The organism is Weissella sp. ESL1139, assembly GCF_058506735.1.
Map to the genome: position 1 here is coordinate 1,030,158 of NZ_CP196375.1, position 16,914 is coordinate 1,047,071.

At 40.4% G+C, this 16,914-nt stretch carries 11 protein-coding genes, 2 tRNA genes and 2 rRNA genes; 2 read left to right on the top strand and 13 right to left on the bottom strand.

What is annotated here, in order from left to right; all coding sequences use genetic code 11:
* Positions 1-50: 50 nt before the first annotated feature.
* The 7 genes from ACSYSF_RS04990 to ruvA all read right to left on the bottom strand — a co-directional run bounded on the left by ACSYSF_RS04990 (position 51) and on the right by ruvA (position 7,902).
* A 23S ribosomal RNA gene (locus tag ACSYSF_RS04990) occupies positions 51-2,966 on the bottom strand.
* Between the two features lie 201 nt (positions 2,967-3,167).
* Positions 3,168-3,240, bottom strand: a tRNA-Ala gene (locus ACSYSF_RS04995).
* 71 nt (positions 3,241-3,311) lie between these two features.
* Positions 3,312-4,885, bottom strand: a 16S ribosomal RNA gene (locus tag ACSYSF_RS05000).
* The 16S and 23S rRNA genes sit together here with 2 tRNA genes alongside, the layout of an rRNA operon.
* Positions 4,886-5,067: 182 nt before the next feature.
* Positions 5,068-5,139 (bottom strand) — tRNA-Gly (locus ACSYSF_RS05005).
* 87 nt (positions 5,140-5,226) lie between these two features.
* Complete coding sequence (gene queA, locus ACSYSF_RS05010; RefSeq protein ID WP_489868427.1) at positions 5,227-6,273, bottom strand: tRNA preQ1(34) S-adenosylmethionine ribosyltransferase-isomerase QueA; 1,047 nt, start codon at positions 6,271-6,273, stop codon at positions 5,227-5,229.
* 16 nt (positions 6,274-6,289) lie between these two features.
* Positions 6,290-7,300 (bottom strand): Holliday junction branch migration DNA helicase RuvB, encoded by a 1,011-nt coding sequence (gene ruvB / locus ACSYSF_RS05015; protein ID WP_489868428.1) that lies wholly within the window; start codon positions 7,298-7,300, stop codon positions 6,290-6,292.
* Between the two features lie 11 nt (positions 7,301-7,311).
* The gene (gene ruvA / locus ACSYSF_RS05020; protein WP_489868429.1) at positions 7,312-7,902 is read right to left on the bottom strand and encodes a Holliday junction branch migration protein RuvA; all 591 of its coding nucleotides are present in this window, start codon (positions 7,900-7,902) and stop codon (positions 7,312-7,314) included.
* Between the two features lie 400 nt (positions 7,903-8,302).
* Here ruvA and ACSYSF_RS05025 point away from each other — a divergent pair, with 400 nt between their 5' ends.
* Positions 8,303-9,532 carry a multidrug efflux MFS transporter gene (locus tag ACSYSF_RS05025; RefSeq protein ID WP_489868430.1) on the top strand — a complete coding sequence of 410 codons (1,230 nt, stop codon included), beginning with the start codon at positions 8,303-8,305 and terminating at the stop codon, positions 9,530-9,532.
* Between the two features lie 88 nt (positions 9,533-9,620).
* Here ACSYSF_RS05025 and ACSYSF_RS05030 read toward each other — a convergent pair whose 3' ends face one another.
* From ACSYSF_RS05030 to uvrC, 4 genes are all read right to left on the bottom strand, one after another.
* Entirely contained in the window at positions 9,621-10,244 is a 624-nt protein-coding gene (locus ACSYSF_RS05030) for a DUF1361 domain-containing protein (RefSeq protein ID WP_489868431.1), read from the bottom strand.
* 72 nt (positions 10,245-10,316) lie between these two features.
* The gene (locus ACSYSF_RS05035; protein ID WP_489868432.1) at positions 10,317-11,018 is read right to left on the bottom strand and encodes a YigZ family protein; all 702 of its coding nucleotides are present in this window, start codon (positions 11,016-11,018) and stop codon (positions 10,317-10,319) included.
* Positions 11,019-11,103: 85 nt separating this feature from the next.
* Entirely contained in the window at positions 11,104-12,414 is a 1,311-nt protein-coding gene (gene obgE / locus ACSYSF_RS05040; RefSeq protein ID WP_489868433.1) for a GTPase ObgE, read from the bottom strand.
* A gap of 89 nt (positions 12,415-12,503) precedes the next feature.
* Positions 12,504-14,297, bottom strand: a complete 1,794-nt coding sequence (uvrC, locus tag ACSYSF_RS05045) for an excinuclease ABC subunit UvrC (protein WP_489868434.1) — start codon at positions 14,295-14,297, stop codon at positions 12,504-12,506.
* A 120-nt stretch (positions 14,298-14,417) separates the two neighbouring features.
* Here uvrC and ACSYSF_RS05050 point away from each other — a divergent pair, with 120 nt between their 5' ends.
* Complete coding sequence (locus ACSYSF_RS05050) at positions 14,418-14,543, top strand: hypothetical protein (RefSeq protein WP_489868435.1); 126 nt, start codon at positions 14,418-14,420, stop codon at positions 14,541-14,543.
* A 119-nt stretch (positions 14,544-14,662) separates the two neighbouring features.
* Here ACSYSF_RS05050 and ACSYSF_RS05055 read toward each other — a convergent pair whose 3' ends face one another.
* Both ACSYSF_RS05055 and ACSYSF_RS05060 read right to left on the bottom strand, forming a co-directional pair.
* Positions 14,663-15,907 carry an ABC transporter permease gene (locus ACSYSF_RS05055; protein ID WP_489868436.1) on the bottom strand — a complete coding sequence of 415 codons (1,245 nt, stop codon included), beginning with the start codon at positions 15,905-15,907 and terminating at the stop codon, positions 14,663-14,665.
* On the bottom strand, positions 15,900-16,805 hold the full coding sequence (locus ACSYSF_RS05060) for an ABC transporter ATP-binding protein (RefSeq protein ID WP_489868437.1): 906 nt from the start codon (positions 16,803-16,805) through the stop codon (positions 15,900-15,902). The genes ACSYSF_RS05055 and ACSYSF_RS05060 overlap by 8 nt, the downstream gene beginning before the upstream one ends.
* Positions 16,806-16,914: the final 109 nt, after the last annotated feature.

The following is a 16,914-nucleotide window of genomic DNA, read 5'->3' on the forward strand; positions in this document are numbered from 1 at the left end:
TCTCAAAACTGAATCATAATTAAATTTTCTTGCCTTACACCACTTGCTACTTGGTTAAGTCCTCGAACCATTAGTACTAGTCCGCTCCATACGTCACCGTACTACCACTTCTAGCCTATCTACCTTATCATCTATAAGGGGTCTTACTTCATTACTGAATGGGAAATCTCATCTCGAGGCGAGTTTCACACTTAGATGCTTTCAGCGTTTACCTCATCCGTACATAGCTACTCAGCGATGCTCCTGGCGGAACAACTGATACACCAGTGGTACGTCCACCCCGGTCCTCTCGTACTAAGGGCAGCTCCTCTCAAATTTCCTACGCCCGCGACGGATAGGGACCGAACTGTCTCACGACGTTCTGAACCCAGCTCGCGTACCGCTTTAATGGGCGAACAGCCCAACCCTTGGGACCGACTACAGCCCCAGGATGCGATGAGCCGACATCGAGGTGCCAAACCTCCCCGTCGATGTGGACTCTTGGGGGAGATAAGCCTGTTATCCCCAGGGTAGCTTTTGTCCGTTGAGCGATGGCCCTTCCATGCGGAACCACCGGATCACTAAGCCCTACTTTCGTACCTGCTCGACTGGTAAGTCTCACAGTCAAGCTCCCTTGTGCCTTTACACTCTGCGAATGATTTCCAACCATTCTGAGGGAACCTTTGGGCGCCTCCGTTACTCTTTGGGAGGCGACCGCCCCAGTCAAACTGCCTGCCAGACACTGTCTTCCACCACGCTTAGTGGTGTGAGTTAGAGTGTTCATACAACGAGGGTAGTATCCCACGTGTGCCTCCATCGAAACTAGCGTCCCGATTTCTACGGCTCCTACCTATGCTGTACAAGCTGCACAAACACTCAATATCAAGCTACAGTAAAGCTCCATGGGGTCTTTCCGTCCTGTCGCGGGTAACCCGCATCTTCACGGGTCTTTAAATTTCACCGAGTCTCTCGTTGAGACAGCGCCCAGATCGTTACGCCTTTCGTGCGGGTCGGAACTTACCCGACAAGGAATTTCGCTACCTTAGGACCGTTATAGTTACGGCCGCCGTTTACTGGGGCTTCAATTCGTACCTTCGCCGAAGCTAAGCACTCCTTTTAACCTTCCAGCACCGGGCAGGCGTCAGCCCCTATACGTCATCTTACGATTTTGCAGAAACCTGTGTTTTTGATAAACAGTCGCCTGGGCCTATTCACTGCGGCTCAGCTTGCGCTGAGCACCCCTTCTCCCGAAGTTACGGGGTCATTTTGCCGAGTTCCTTAACGAGAGTTCACTCGCTCACCTTAGGATGCTCTCCTCGACTACCTGTGTCGGTTTGCGGTACGGGCAGGTAAACACTAACTAGAAGCTTTTCTCGGCAGCGTGACATCACAGACTTCCCTACTTTATTTCGGTCCTCATCACAACTTGTCCTATAAGAAGCAAGCATTTAACTCACCTCAAGACTTATTGCTTGACCCAGCATTTCCAATCGCTGGGATCTGTTAGCCTTCTGCGTCCCTCCATTGTTCAAACATGTTCACCTGGTACAGGAATCTCAACCTATTAGCCATCGACTACGCCTTTCGGCCTCGCCTTAGGTCCCGACTAACCCTGGGAGGACGAGCCTTCCCCAGGAAACCTTAGTCATACGGTGGACAGGATTCTCACCTGTCTTTCGCTACTCATACCGGCATTCTCACTTCTAAGCGCTCCACCAGTCCTCACGGTCTGACTTCACTGCCGTTAGAACGCTCTCCTATCGCGCCACTTACGTGGCACCCGTAGTTTCGGTGGTGTGTTTAGCCCCGGTACATTTTCGGCGCAGAATCACTCGACTAGTGAGCTATTACGCACTCTTTAAATGGTGGCTGCTTCTGAGCCAACATCCTAGTTGTCTATGCAACTTCACATCCTTTTCCACTTAACACACACTTAGGGACCTTAACTGACGATCTGGGCTGTTCCCCTTTCGACAATGGATCTTATCACTCACTGTCTGACTCCAGGACATACGTGATTGGCATTCGGAGTTTATCTTAATTTAGTAACCCGAGATGGGCCCCGCATCAAAACAGTGCTCTACCTCCAACACGCTATCTTCCGAGGCTAGCCCTAAAGCTATTTCGGAGAGAACCAGCTATCTCCAAGTTCGATTGGAATTTCACCGCTACCCACACCTCATCCCAACATTTTTCAACATGTACGGGTTCGGGCCTCCAGTGCGTTTTACCACACCTTCACCCTGGACATGGGTAGGTCACCTGGTTTCGGGTCTACAACAACATACTTAAGCGCCCATTTCAGACTCGCTTTCGCTACGGCTCCGGTCTTTCCACCTTAACCTCGCATGGTATCGTAACTCGCCGGTTCATTCTACAAAAGGCACGCTATCACCCATTAACGGGCTCTAACTTGTTGTAGGCACATGGTTTCAGGAACTTTTTCACTCCCCTTCCGGGGTGCTTTTCACCTTTCCCTCACGGTACTGGTTCACTATCGGTCACTAGAGAGTATTTAGCCTTACGAGATGGTCCTCGCAGTTTCCGACCGGATTTCACGTGTCCGGCCGTACTCAGGATCCTACACGGGAGTTTGCTTACTTTCACATACGGGGCTATCACCCTGTTTCGCTCAGTTTCCCAACTGATTCTGTTAATAAACAAATTTGTAACTCCACAACGGTAGTCCTACAACCCCAGAGTGCAAGCATTCTGGTTTGGGCTACTCCGCGTTCGCTCGCCGCTACTAACGGAATCGATTTTTCTTTCTGCTCCTGTTGCTAATGAGATGTTTCAGTTCACAACGTCTACCTTCGTTTAGCTATGTATTGACTAAACGATAACTTGCATAACAAGCTGGGTTCCCCCATTCGGAAATCCCCGGATCAAAGCTTACTTACAGCTCCCCGAGGCATATCGGTGTTAGTCCCGTCCTTCATCGGCTTCTAGTGCCAAGGCATTCACCATGCGCCCTTAATAACTTAACCGATCAACTTTCGTTGATGATTTCGTTTGAGTATTGTGACTCAATGGTCACAAGCGATTTTAAACTTATTTAAAAAACTCAAAAAATTACGCGGTGTATTTTTTCGGCTCAATTTTATTGATACTATCAATATAAATGAATTTAAAAATTTACAATTATGATTCAGTTTTCAAAGAACTAATAAACAACCCGTAGGTTGTTATGGAGAATATCGGGATCGAACCGATGACCTCCTGCTTGCAAAGCAGGCGCTCTCCCAGCTGAGCTAATTCCCCATGTTTGAATGTTAACCACTCAAAACTAAATATCGTTTCGTATAAAATATGTAGGTTCCGATTTTCCTTAGAAAGGAGGTGATCCAGCCGCAGGTTCTCCTACGGCTACCTTGTTACGACTTCACCCTAATCATCTGTCCCACCTTAGACGGCTGGCTCCTAAAAGGTTACCCCACCGGCTTTGGGTGTTACAAACTCTCATGGTGTGACGGGCGGTGTGTACAAGACCCGGGAACGTATTCACCGCGGCGTGCTGATCCGCGATTACTAGCGATTCCGACTTCATGTAGGCGAGTTGCAGCCTACAATCCGAACTGAGACATACTTTAAGAGATTAGCGTACCCTCGCGGGTTAGCGGCTCGTTGTATATGCCATTGTAGCACGTGTGTAGCCCAGGTCATAAGGGGCATGATGATTTGGCGTCATCCCCACCTTCCTCCGGTTTGTCACCGGCAGTCTCACTAGAGTGCCCAACTGAATGCTGGCAACTAATAATAAGGGTTGCGCTCGTTGCGGGACTTAACCCAACATCTCACGACACGAGCTGACGACAACCATGCACCACCTGTCACCTTGTCCCCGAAGGGAACACACTATTTCTAGTGTTTGCAAGGGATGTCAAGACCTGGTAAGGTTCTTCGCGTTGCTTCGAATTAAACCACATGCTCCACCGCTTGTGCGGGTCCCCGTCAATTCCTTTGAGTTTCAACCTTGCGGTCGTACTCCCCAGGCGGAGTGCTTAATGCGTTAGCTGCGACACTCAAGGGCGGAAACCCTCGAACATCTAGCACTCATCGTTTACGGTGTGGACTACCAGGGTATCTAATCCTGTTTGCTACCCACACTTTCGAGCCTCAACGTCAGTTACAGTCCAGAAAGCCGCCTTCGCCACTGGTGTTCTTCCATATATCTACGCATTTCACCGCTACACATGGAGTTCCACTTTCCTCTACTGCACTCAAGTTATCCAGTTTCCAAAGCAACTCCTCAGTTGAGCTGAGGGCTTTCACTTCAGACTTAAATAACCGTCTGCGCTCGCTTTACGCCCAATAAATCCGGATAACGCTTGGAACATACGTATTACCGCGGCTGCTGGCACGTATTTAGCCGTTCCTTTCTGGTAAGATACCGTCACACACTGAACAGTTACTCTCAGTGCCGTTCTTCTCTTATAACAGTGTTTTACGAGCCGAAACCCTTCATCACACACGCGGCGTTGCTCCATCAGGCTTGCGCCCATTGTGGAAGATTCCCTACTGCTGCCTCCCGTAGGAGTATGGGCCGTGTCTCAGTCCCATTGTGGCCGATCAGTCTCTCAACTCGGCTACGCATCATCGCCTTGGTAAGCCATTACCTTACCAACTAGCTAATGCACCGCGGGTCCATCTCTTAGTGATAGCAGAACCATCTTTCAACCAACAACCATGCGGTTGTTGGTATTATACGGTATTAGCACTTGTTTCCAAATGTTATCCCCTGCTAAAAGGTAGGTTACCCACGTGTTACTCACCCGTTCGCCACTCTTTGAAATCAAAAATCAAATCAGAGCAAGCTCGTCATATCAATTTGCACAAAGCGTTCGACTTGCATGTATTAGGCACGCCGCCAGCGTTCATCCTGAGCCAGGATCAAACTCTCATTTTAAAAGTTTGAGTATAACTCAATATTTGTTATTTGTTTAACAAAAGTTAAACGAATTTATTAGCGAATTGACTTCGCAAATGTTTTTGTATCAAGCAAATTGCTTGATAACCCTACACATTTGTTCTATCGAAACGATATTCAGTTTTCAATGATCAACATTTTACATTTCTGAAGCAATGTAAAGCGGATGACGGGAATCGAACCCGCATTTCCAGCTTGGAAGGCTGGGGCACTAGCCATTGTACTACATCCGCAAGTGTTTATCTGTCACCAACAATATTTATAATACACATTATTAATAACAAAGTCAACACTTTCTGTACAATTAATTCACATTTATTTTAGTGATGAATAAACATTGCATCACCAAAACTGAAGAAACGATACTTTTCAGCAACCGCATGCTTATAAGCATTCAAAATATTATCACGACCTGTAAAGGCAGCAACTAACATCACTAACGTTGATTTAGGTAAATGGAAATTAGTAATAAATGCATCAACGACTTTCCATTCAAATCCAGGTTTAATAAAAATATCCGTCCACCCTGAATCTTCGTGTAGTTCACCATCAAACTTAGCCCCAATCGTTTCTAAAGTTCGAATTGAAGTTGTCCCAGTTGCTACAATACGACCACCGTTAGCTCGAACTTCATTCAAAGTTTGAGCAGCTTCTTCACTTAATTGATAAAACTCAGAATGCATTTTATGGTCATCAATATTATCTTCCTCAACTGGTCTAAATGTTCCTAGCCCCACGTGCAATGTTAATTCAACTAGTTTAATCCCTTTAGCTTCAACCTTAGCTAATAATTCTGGTGTCCAGTGTAAACCAGCCGTTGGCGCAGCTGCCGAACCATTGACTTTTGAATAAACCGTTTGATAACGTTCTTGATCCTCTAGCTTTTCTTTAATATATGGTGGTAATGGCATTTCGCCCAGCTCTTCTAGTATTTCTAAGAAAATACCATCGTAGTGGAATTTAATCATACGGCCACCGTGTTCTAGCTCTTCAACCACCTCAGCAGTAAGACGACCATCACCAAATACAATTTTTTGTCCAACGGGATATTTTCTAGCCGGCTTAACTAATGTTTCCCACACATCATCTTGATCTTGACGAAGTAATAGTACTTCGACATGCCCACCAGTTTCAGGGCGTTCACCGTATAAACGGGCTGGCAACACACGTGAATTATTCATGACTAGCGCATCCCCTGGATTCAAATAATCTATAATGTCATAAAAATGACGATCATGTAATTCACCAGTATCCGCATTCATCTCCAACAATCTTGAACCATCGCGTTTCTCTAAAGGAGTTTGAGCAATTAGTTCGTGTGGCAAATCATAATCAAAATCGTTTAAACTTGTAAATTTCTCTGTCATTTATCTTTAACTCCTTTTATCGTTTCGTATCTGGTAATGGTAAATTGAGGTGTTGGTATGCAGCCAAAGTTACAACACGTCCCCGAGGCGTCCGTTGTAAATAACCAATTTGTAATAAATATGGTTCATAAACTGATTCAATCGTATCAACCTCTTCACCAATATTAGCAGCAATCGTATTTACCCCAACTGGTCCACCTTGATAAAATTCAATCATTGTCTGTAAAATCTTATGATCAACTTCATCCAAGCCCATATCGTCAATTTGCAATAACTTCAGTGAAAAATTAACCATCTCATCATCAATAACTTGTTGTCCTTTGACCGTTGAAAAGTCACGCACTCGCCGCAATAAACGGTTAGCAATACGTGGCGTACCACGTGAACGCCGGGCTAATTCAATCGCACCTTCATCAGCAATTTCAATATTAAAAATATCAGCCGACCGTTTAACAATTTGTGCTAATTCTTCATTCGTATAATAAGCCATATGCTCAACAATACCAAAACGATCTCGTAAAGGTTGTGAAAGCATGCCGGCTCGAGTGGTTGCACCAATTAAAGTAAAGGGTGGTAATGGAAAATGGATTGGATGTGCTGTTGGCCCTTCACCAGCAATAATGTCCACATAAAAATCTTCCATTGCTGAATAAAGCATCTCTTCAACTTGTTTAGGCAACCGATGAATTTCATCAATAAATAAAACATCCCCAGGTGCTAATTCATTTAACAACGCTAGTAAATCACCCGATTTTTCAATTGCTGGTCCTGACGTTGTACGCAAACCAACTGACATTTCGTTCGCAACAACCATCGCCAATGTTGTTTTACCTAATCCGGGCGGACCATACAACAACATATGATCTAATGGTTCGGAGCGTTGTTTGGCTGCTTCAATATAGACATGTAATCTTTCTTTTAAGTCCTCTTGACCAATATATTGTTGCAAAGTAGTCGGACGTAGCGATTGTTCAACTAATTCTTCACCATCATCAGTGGACATATCGTGTAAAAAATCTTCCGCCATTTAAGTCCTCCTTACTGCAATAATTTCAACCCAGCACTAACATATTCTGCGGTTGTTAATTCACTTGCCTTACCTAATTCTTTTTCAACACGTTTGATATCTTTTTTAGCATAACCTAGTGCTTCTAAAGCTAGTAAAGCATCCGCTAACTGTTCATTTTGTACTGCGCTTTTTGCCGGTGTAGCAACATTGTCCACACCCACTGCAAAATCAGATAACTTATTTTGTAAGTCCAAAACAATTTGTTGCGCTGTTTTTTTACCAATGCCAGGAAATTTAGTCAAAAAGCTCACATCATTCGTTGTAATAGCATTAACCAAACCAGTATGATCACTATTTGCTAAAATTGCTAAAGCTGACTTTGGCCCAATTCCAGAAACATTTAATAATTTTTGGAACAAATCTTTTTCTTGCTTATTAAAAAAGCCATACAAAGTGTGCTCATTTTCACGAATAATTTGTTCAACATAAACTGTCACATTACTATCCAGAGAAAATGCATAAGGATTCGCAACCGAAACGCGATAACCAATACCTTGTATTTCAATAACAATATAATTTGGGGAAATATCAGTAATTTTCCCAGTTAAGTATTCGTACATTTTTTTCTCCAGTCCCAAAAGTCGTTATTTATTATTATAACAGAAAAAAAGTACCACTAAATTGATAAATAAATGGATTAGTTTGTATAATTGTGAAATTTCGTACAACAAAATTCACAATTTATTCATAATTTCTAGGTACTATATAAATATCGACTTAAGGTTATAGAAAACGCATATAAATCTTAGTCGTTTCGCCCCCTCATAAGGCGAAGAGTTTTTACTTATTAGTAAATACTCACTTAACATATCTCTTATTAAACCTATAACAAAAAGGAGTTAGTTTCGGCTAACTCCTTTTTGTTTTGTCTAAATAAAAGTCGTAATTCAATACAGTGCAGGAAAAAGATAAAACGAGTAGAATAAAGACCTATAAGAATCCAATTTATAGGAGAACTATATGTTAAAAGAAAAATTAGCACAGTTGCCAACTTGGCGGCGTAATCTTTTCGTCCTCTGGTTTGGTGTCTTTATGACGGGAGTCGGCTTTAGTGAGGTAATGCCCTTCCTCTCCCTATATGTTGATAGTTTAGGAGATTTCACAAAAAATCAGTTAACATTTTATAGTGGTATTACTTTTTCAATCACGTTCCTAATGACTGCTTTAATTTCACCATTTTGGGGAAAGCTTGCCGACAGTCGTGGACGTAAATTAATGTTATTGCGCGCTTCACTAGGAATGGCCATTGTCTTTATTTTAATGGGTGCTGCTCAAAATATTTGGCAATTAATATTTCTACGCGCATTACAAGGTCTATGTGGTGGCTTTATTTCTAATTCCAATGCCATGATTGCTACCCAAACACCCAAAGAAAAATCCGGTTATGCCTTAGGTACCCTAGTAACCGGTGTGACCGGGGGCCAACTGATTGGTCCGTTCATTGGTGGTGTTTTGGCATCTTTAGTTAGTTATCGCTTATCATTTATTATTACGGGTATTATTTTTATATTAGTTTTCTTATTGGTGATTACACTAGTTAAGGAAGAATTTACGCCCGTTGCAAAGGGAAAATCTTTATCACGTAAAGAAGTGTTTAAGCAACTTTCTTACCCTAAATTAACAGTTGGTTTGTTCCTAACAACTTTTATCATCCAAATAGTTAACCAATCAATTAGTCCAATAATCGCATTATTTGTTCGCGAACTAAACAATGGCGCTAGTAGCACCACACTTTGGGCCGGGTTAGTTGCCGCCATGCCTGGAATTGCAACAATGCTGGCAGCACCCCGTTTTGGTCAATTAGGTGATCGGATTGGAACGCACCGTATTATGCTCATTGGTTTTACCTTAGCATTTATTTTTATGTTACCAACTGGTTTTGTAACAGCCGTCTGGCAACTAGCAATTCTGAGATTTATGATTGGAATTTCTGATGCAACAATGCTACCAGCTGTTCAAACCTTACTAACGAAGACAACCCCAGCTGAAGTAACTTCACGTATTTTTGCTTACAACCAATCTTTCCAATCACTTGGATCTGTTGTTGGACCAATTATGGGAACAGTCGTTGCGATGTTCTTTGATTATAGCGGTATCTTTATTGCAAGTGCCCTCTTAATAGTTGTTAATGCTTGTCTCTTTTTCTATCGTACAAAATCATTAAAAGGTGATAAAAATCTCAATTTATAAAACTTAAAGTCTTACGCTAAATACCCCGTAATGACTAGCCAAGTTGCTGATCATTACGGGGTATTTATATTTAAAATGATTGCGTATTTTAATCAGTGTTGATACGTCGCATCATGTGGTACAAAATTAATAGCGCAAATTGCAATGAGCCAAAAGATATAACAAATACCAAACTATGCATCGAAATAGATGTTGAAAGCAAGACCAAAACTTTATGCGGATCGCTAATTAATTCCCACGAATTAATACGTAAAAAGCGTCCCAGATAAATCCCGTACGCTGATACAAACGACAAAATCACATAAAATGCGAAAGTCCAAGCAGGTGGTAGCTTACCACAATACACCCGCCCAATCATGTGAGCTGATGATAAGCCAAATAACAACCCCATTACAACGCCAACCGCTAAAATAGCATAATTAAAAAATTGTGTTTCAGTCATTAAGCCGGTTCCAATTGAAGATAAATGGCTAAAATCAGTCACCATATACATCGCATTTGGAAAGAAAACCAACCACACAATCGTCAAAACTATCTTTAAAAAAGCGTGCTTATTTTGATTATTGATATATCTAATTACTAAAGCTAAGTCAAACGGAATTAACGCTAAAAATAAGTTCCAAATCAAGAAATTATAATTAGTTGGCACAAACCAAATGACTAAAAGCAAACTCAAAACAACTAAGTGTACTCTTAGAATATCCTTTTTCATGTTTTCTTCCAATACTTTTAATTAACTACAACATTTCATTATAGACGTCTCACTGTAAAAAAGGCTTAAACCTTATTTTAACGTCTCGGTTTTTGCACTAACATGCTGTTGATAAGGCACTTCAAACCAATTAATATCACCAACAGAAATCTCCACCTTACCTGCCAGTTCATCAATAACTGCACTTTTAAAAGCATCCATATCTTCATCGGCAATTGCAACTTTAACCGTTACTTCATCCGTATAAACCGTATCTAAAATTTCATATTCATGCTGATTTAACCAGTAAACAAGTGGTTCGTATTGACTATAAGAAACTTGTAAAGTTACCTCGTGACGCTGAATTGATTCAACGAGTCCACTTGCTTCAACACCTCCAACAACAGTCCCCGCATATGCACGTACTAATCCGCCCGCACCTAATTTAATACCACCAAAATATCTAGTGACCACCACGGCGACATCACGAATAGCATTATTTTTAAGAACTTCTAACATGGGCACACCTGCTGTACCGGCTGGTTCTCCATTATCAGAATAACGTTGCACTTCATTACGATTACCAAGCATGTATGCCCAAACATTATGTGTAGCTTTGCGATGCTCCGTGCTAATGTCATCAATAAATGCTTTTGCCTGCTCTTCATTAGCAACCCGGGCAATATTGACAATAAAGCGTGATTTTTTAATCGTTTGTTCCCACGTAATCTTATTATCAGCAATTGTTATATATTTGCCTAATTCGCTCACATGTTCAACCTGGTTTCCTGCCATATTTTTACTTCTCCTTGCATCATGATAAAAAAGCCCATTTTCGAAATATTATCAAAAATGAGCATTTTATACAGTTTTAACTTAACTAATCTTCATATTCAAATTGGAAGTCCAAAATTTGCACGGTATCACCATTTTGGGCACCAGCTTCATGTAAGGCTTCATCAACCCCCATAAATCTAATCTGACGGGCAAAACGCATTAATGATTCAGTGTAATTAGTATTTGTACGCTTAAATAAGCGCTCAATTTCATTACCTGACAAAATCCAAACACCGTCTTCATCGCGACTCAATTCAAATGGTGCTTCACGATCTTCAAATTCATAATTAGCTTGATCAGCATCTTCTTCACTCATACCCTTAGGTAAGAATGCAGGTGTTTCATCTAATAGGTCCGCTGTTCGGCGCAAAAGTGGTTCTATACCATCACGTGATAATGATGAAATTGGCATAATCTCCAAATTCTCTGGCACATTATCATCATTTCGTAATTGATCTTCAAACATCTCCAGTGCTGTTTGCGCATCTGGCATATCCATCTTAGTTGGCACAATAATTTGTGGGCGTTCCAACAAAGCTGGGTCATATGCAGCTAATTCTTTATTAATTTTCAAATAATTATCATATGGATCTTGCTCTGGATCAACACCAGACATATCAATCATATGCAAAATAACACGTGTTCGTTCCACGTGACGTAAGAATTGAATACCTAAACCGACACCTTCTGAGGCACCTTCAATCAACCCAGGCAAATCAGCCATGACAAAATCACGACCATCCTCTAAACGAACCATCCCCAAATTAGGAACCAAAGTTGTAAAGTGATAAGCGGCTACTTTAGGCTTTGCAGCTGTCACTACTGATAACAACGTTGATTTTCCAACAGATGGGAAACCGACAAGACCAACATCAGCTAATACTTTAAGTTCCAAAGCAATGTCTAGTTCTTCACCCGGTTCACCATTTTCAGCGATTTCTGGTGCTGGATTTTTAGAAGACGCAAACCGAATATTACCACGACCACCACGGCCACCTTGAGCAATTACTAAACGTTGACCTTTTTCAGTCAAATCACCAATAACTTGGCCCGTTTCAACATTCGTAATCGTCGTTCCCTGTGGGACACGAATAACTAAATCGTCAGCTGAACGACCAGTCATTCCCTTAGTAGCACCATTGCCACCTACTTGAGCTTTAAAATGACGCTTATAACGGAAATCCATTAGTGTACGAAGTCCTTCATCGACTTCCATGACAACTGAACCACCATGACCACCGTCACCACCAAATGGGCCACCCATATTAATATATTTTTCATGACGGAAAGAAACAGCTCCGTCACCACCTTTTCCTGCTTTAACAAAAATCTTTACTTGGTCGACAAACGCCATCGTTTATGACCTCACTTTCTTTTTAGCTCTTTAGCCAACTGTAAACTGTCGCATTTCATTTTACAGCACTTTCTCATGTTTGACTACCATTAGTCATCATGATGTTGCATGGCTGTTAATGATATTTTGATATTATTAGCAACTTTTTCTGATATACCTAGTTTTTTTAAATCCTCAATTGAGGCTTGAGCCATCTTATTCATTGAACCATACTTAGTCAATAACTTTTGACGCGTTTTCGGACCAACGCCCGCAATGCCATCTAACCTTGAACCGAGTGAACTTTTAGAATGTAATTGACGATGAAAAGTAATCACAAACCGGTGCACTTCATCTTGAATACGCTGCAATAAATAAAATCCCTGCGAATTAGGGTCAAGATGGACATGATCAGCACCTTCCTCCTTTAACAAGTCGGCTGTTTTGTGCTTTTCATTTTTAACCATAGCTGCAACCGGTATTGCTAAACCTAATTCATCTTCAATCACTTCTTTAGCGGCATTTAATTGAATGACCCCGCCGTCCATCAAAATTAAATCTGGTAAATCTGCGTGCTCTTTTAATAACCGTGTATAACGACGCCGAATGACTTCCATCGTTTCGGCGCGTTCATCAGCATGTTGCACACTTTTTGTTTTATATTTACGATACTTATTCTTATTAGGCACACCATCTTCAAAGACAACCATGGCGGATACCATATCCGCTCCTTGAATATGCGAATGGTCAAATGCCTCAATACGGTTAATTTTTTCAATACCTAAAGCATCTGCTATTTCCTGCATAGCACCCGTTGTTTTTGACTCATTCATCTCTAACAAGCGGAATTTTTCATCTAACACAATTTTGGCATTCTTACGTGCTAAATCTAATAAGGCTTTCTTTTCACCACGTTGCGGTGTGCGTACTGGAGTATCAAGTACTGCTGCAATAGATTCTGTATCAACACCATCTGGTACCAAAATTTCTTTTGGCAATACTGAATTTCGTCGATTATAAAACTGGAGTATGAAACGTGCGAGCTCTTCTTCAGGCGAATCAATAATCGCAAACAAGCGCTTTTCACGCTTCATTAAACGAGATTGCCTAATAAAGAAGATTTGTACTGATAGCCAACCTTTGTCCATATAAAAATTAAATATATCGCGTGGTGTCCCATCACGTGATATAATCTTTTGTTTCTCAACAGTTGCTTCAATAAATTTTAACTGATCACGTAAATCTGCAGCTCGTTCATAAGCCATTGATGCAGCCGCTTCAGCCATTTTTTTTTGCAGCATCTTACGAACATCTTTCGTATCACCATCCAAAAAACGTTTAATCCGCTTAATTTGCGCAGTGTATTCTTCCTCAGGCACCTCTTTATAACAAGCGCCCAGGCATTGACCAATATTTGCGTACAAACATGGTCGACCTTGATAACCATTACAGCGTCTTAGTGGATAGACTTTTTGCAAAAAATGTAGTGTCTCCTGAGCAGCATAAACATTCGGATAAGGACCAAAATAATTGGCACCATCCGAAGCAACTTCATTGGCTAACAATATTTGTGGATCACGTTCATTCGTAATTTTAATATAGGGATAACCAGTTCCCCGCTTTAATCGAATATTATAGTACGGTTGGTATTTTTGAATCAGCGTGATTTCTAGTAACAATGATTCTTTTTCTGAACTAGTAACAATAAAATCAAAATCAGCAATATTTGCGACTAATTGTTCAGTTTTACCTGTATGTTCACTTTTAAAATATGAACGCACTCTATTTTTTAAATTTTTTGCTTTACCCACATAAATGATTTTGCCGTTCTTATCTTTCATTTGATAAGATCCTGGTAAATCAGGTAACAGCATTAACTTTTGTTCAATATGTTTTGTTGTCATTTAGTGGCCTTTCCTTTTTTTGCTGGTAAAATCCTCACAGACACCACTATATTTCATTTGACTAATTATGAAGCAAACATGCTATAATTAGGCTAACTATTAATTAGGAGGTTCTTTTTCATGCCATTACAAACAAAAAGAAATGATGAATTAAGTCGTCAAGTAGACGAAGTATTCGACATCCCTGATTTGAACGACAAGGATAAAGATCGTTTTCTTGGAAAAAACAATCAAGAAGAACATTAACAATAATTATTTTAAAGAGGTTGGAACATCATTGTTCTGACCTCTTTTCATTTTAATTTCCTTATTTATCATAACAACCCCGTACCATTTTCTCAATAGCACAGGGTTGCATCATATAACTACATTTTATTTTTAACAAAAAGACCTTTTAAACTAAATAAGGCTGCCTTACCGATATTACCATCGTTATAGGTTAATACGTTTTGCTTGTATACTCGCAACCCGTATCGTGCCAACAAAACCAATGCGATTAGTTCAATCAACAAAGCAATTAGCGCTTCAGTCATACTAGCATATTGTAACCCTAATCGTGCCGGCATCAAAGTTTGGGAAATAAATGGTATATAAGATAAGACATTAATAAATGTATTATGTGGTTGTCCGCTTAAGACAAACGTCAAAATATAACCAACCATGGCTAAATAAGTTACCGGCGAAACGGCTTGTTGGACTTGACTTAGATCATTTACCATTGCTGAAACAATGGCTGTTAGAATCATGTACAAGAAAATACCTACTAGTGCTAATAATCCGGCCATGATAGCAAATTTAATATCAACACCAACCAACAGCTTTTTAATCATTTCAATATACTGATTATCACTAAAGAAAATAGCAGTTACGCCACCAACCACAACATAGACCAAGCCATGCGTGATGGCTAAAGCCGCAACTCCTAATAATTTACCAAAGAATTGAATCCCTGGCGAAGTGACAGCAAGTAGAATTTCCATAATACGTGATGATTTTTCGTTGGCAATTTCTTGTGAAATGATACCAACATACGCCGTTAAAAAGATAAAGATGAAAATACCTAACGCTGCTGACAACATTTGATTAGCTTGATTTGTCGCAACACCACCCTGTGACGATTTACCATCATTATGATAAATACTAGTTTTAAGCTTTGGATCACTCACTAAACTATTTAATTGCGCTGATGTTAGGTGTAACTTTTTAGCCTGTGCCAACATATGATACTGATTAAGCGTAGATCGCAAAGCATCTTCAGAAAGATTTTCAGCATCAGCTGACATTTTCAGTTGATAACCTTCCTCAGTCGTTTCTAAATAACCATCCACTTTGTCTGCTTTCAACGATTTTTGTGCCTGTGCTTTTGAAGGTACATTTTGATACTTGGCACCAATAGCCTCGTTTTGTTTTAAACTTTTGGTTAATGCCTGATTATTGATAACGGCAACTGTTGGTGAAGTGTGACTTTGAGTTGCATTAATCACAAATGTAATCCCAAAAATAACTAATACAATCAATAAAGGTGCTAAAACAATTGACCAAAAGCCAAATGTTTTAAACCGATTAACATACGTTTGTTTAGCAACTAAAAATAATTGATGCTTATTCATAAGTCACCTCTTTCTCAGTTACTTTACGTCTAAATATTTCATCCAAGGTTGGCGGTTGTTGTGAGAAAACCGGTACATAACCATCTTTAGCAACTAACTGAAAAACGGCCTTACCTGCATCAGGATCGTCTAATTTAATATGACGACCAGCACCTTCTGGTTGAATTTTACCAACACCGGGAATCGCATATAATTGTTCATCACTAACTGGTGATTCTAGATATAACTCACTCCGTCCAAATGATTCACGAATGCTGTTTAACTCACCACTTAAGACTGTTTTACCATGTTTCAGCATAATTAATTCATCAGATAACTGTTCAACCCCACTCATATTATGCGAACTAAAAATAATATGAGCACCATTTTGCTTAAGTCGGTCAATCTCATCCATCATTAATTGTGCATTAACTGGATCCAAGCCAGTAAAAGGTTCGTCTAAAATCAATAATGAAGGTTCAGTAATAACTGTCGCAATTAATTGTACTTTTTGGGCGTTTCCTTTTGATAGGCTTTGCACCTTATCAGATATTTTGCCGACCACGTCTAGCTTACTCATCCATTGTTTTAAACGTTGTTTCGCATCTGCTTTTTTCATACCATGCAATTGCGCAAAATAAACCACTTGTTGTTCAATGGTCATTTTTTGATATAAGCCACGCTCTTCGGGTAAGAAACCAATATTTTGTTTATCTTTATTTGTAATTTCATGCCCATTCCAGCTAATACTACCTTGCGTTGGTGGGATAAAATCTAGCATCATTCGAAATGTTGTTGTTTTACCAGCACCATTTTGACCAATCAATCCCATCACATGACCTGGCTTTAGAATCATGTTCATATCATCAACTGCAAGGGTATCACCAAACTTTTTAGTCAAATTTTGTAATTCAATCATTGCAAACTCCTGTCTTAACTTAACAGTCAATGTTTATAGGTTACCACACTTATTACTAACTTTTTAATACTTTAAACAAATAGACTGGAACATTTAAGTTCCAGTCTAT

Coding starts and splice junctions, on each gene's coding strand:
- ruvA (WP_489868429.1), bottom strand. CDS start 7,902: ATGTACGAATACTTAACTGGGAAAATTACTGATATTTCCCCAAATTAT.
- obgE (WP_489868433.1), bottom strand. CDS start 12,414: ATGGCGTTTGTCGACCAAGTAAAGATTTTTGTTAAAGCAGGAAAAGGT.
- ruvB (WP_489868428.1), bottom strand. CDS start 7,300: ATGGCGGAAGATTTTTTACACGATATGTCCACTGATGATGGTGAAGAA.
- ACSYSF_RS05030 (WP_489868431.1), bottom strand. CDS start 10,244: ATGAAAAAGGATATTCTAAGAGTACACTTAGTTGTTTTGAGTTTGCTT.
- ACSYSF_RS05055 (WP_489868436.1), bottom strand. CDS start 15,907: ATGAATAAGCATCAATTATTTTTAGTTGCTAAACAAACGTATGTTAAT.
- ACSYSF_RS05060 (WP_489868437.1), bottom strand. CDS start 16,805: ATGATTGAATTACAAAATTTGACTAAAAAGTTTGGTGATACCCTTGCA.
- ACSYSF_RS05050 (WP_489868435.1), top strand. CDS start 14,418: ATGCCATTACAAACAAAAAGAAATGATGAATTAAGTCGTCAAGTAGAC.
- ACSYSF_RS05025 (WP_489868430.1), top strand. CDS start 8,303: ATGTTAAAAGAAAAATTAGCACAGTTGCCAACTTGGCGGCGTAATCTT.
- queA (WP_489868427.1), bottom strand. CDS start 6,273: ATGACAGAGAAATTTACAAGTTTAAACGATTTTGATTATGATTTGCCA.
- uvrC (WP_489868434.1), bottom strand. CDS start 14,297: ATGACAACAAAACATATTGAACAAAAGTTAATGCTGTTACCTGATTTA.
- ACSYSF_RS05035 (WP_489868432.1), bottom strand. CDS start 11,018: ATGGCAGGAAACCAGGTTGAACATGTGAGCGAATTAGGCAAATATATA.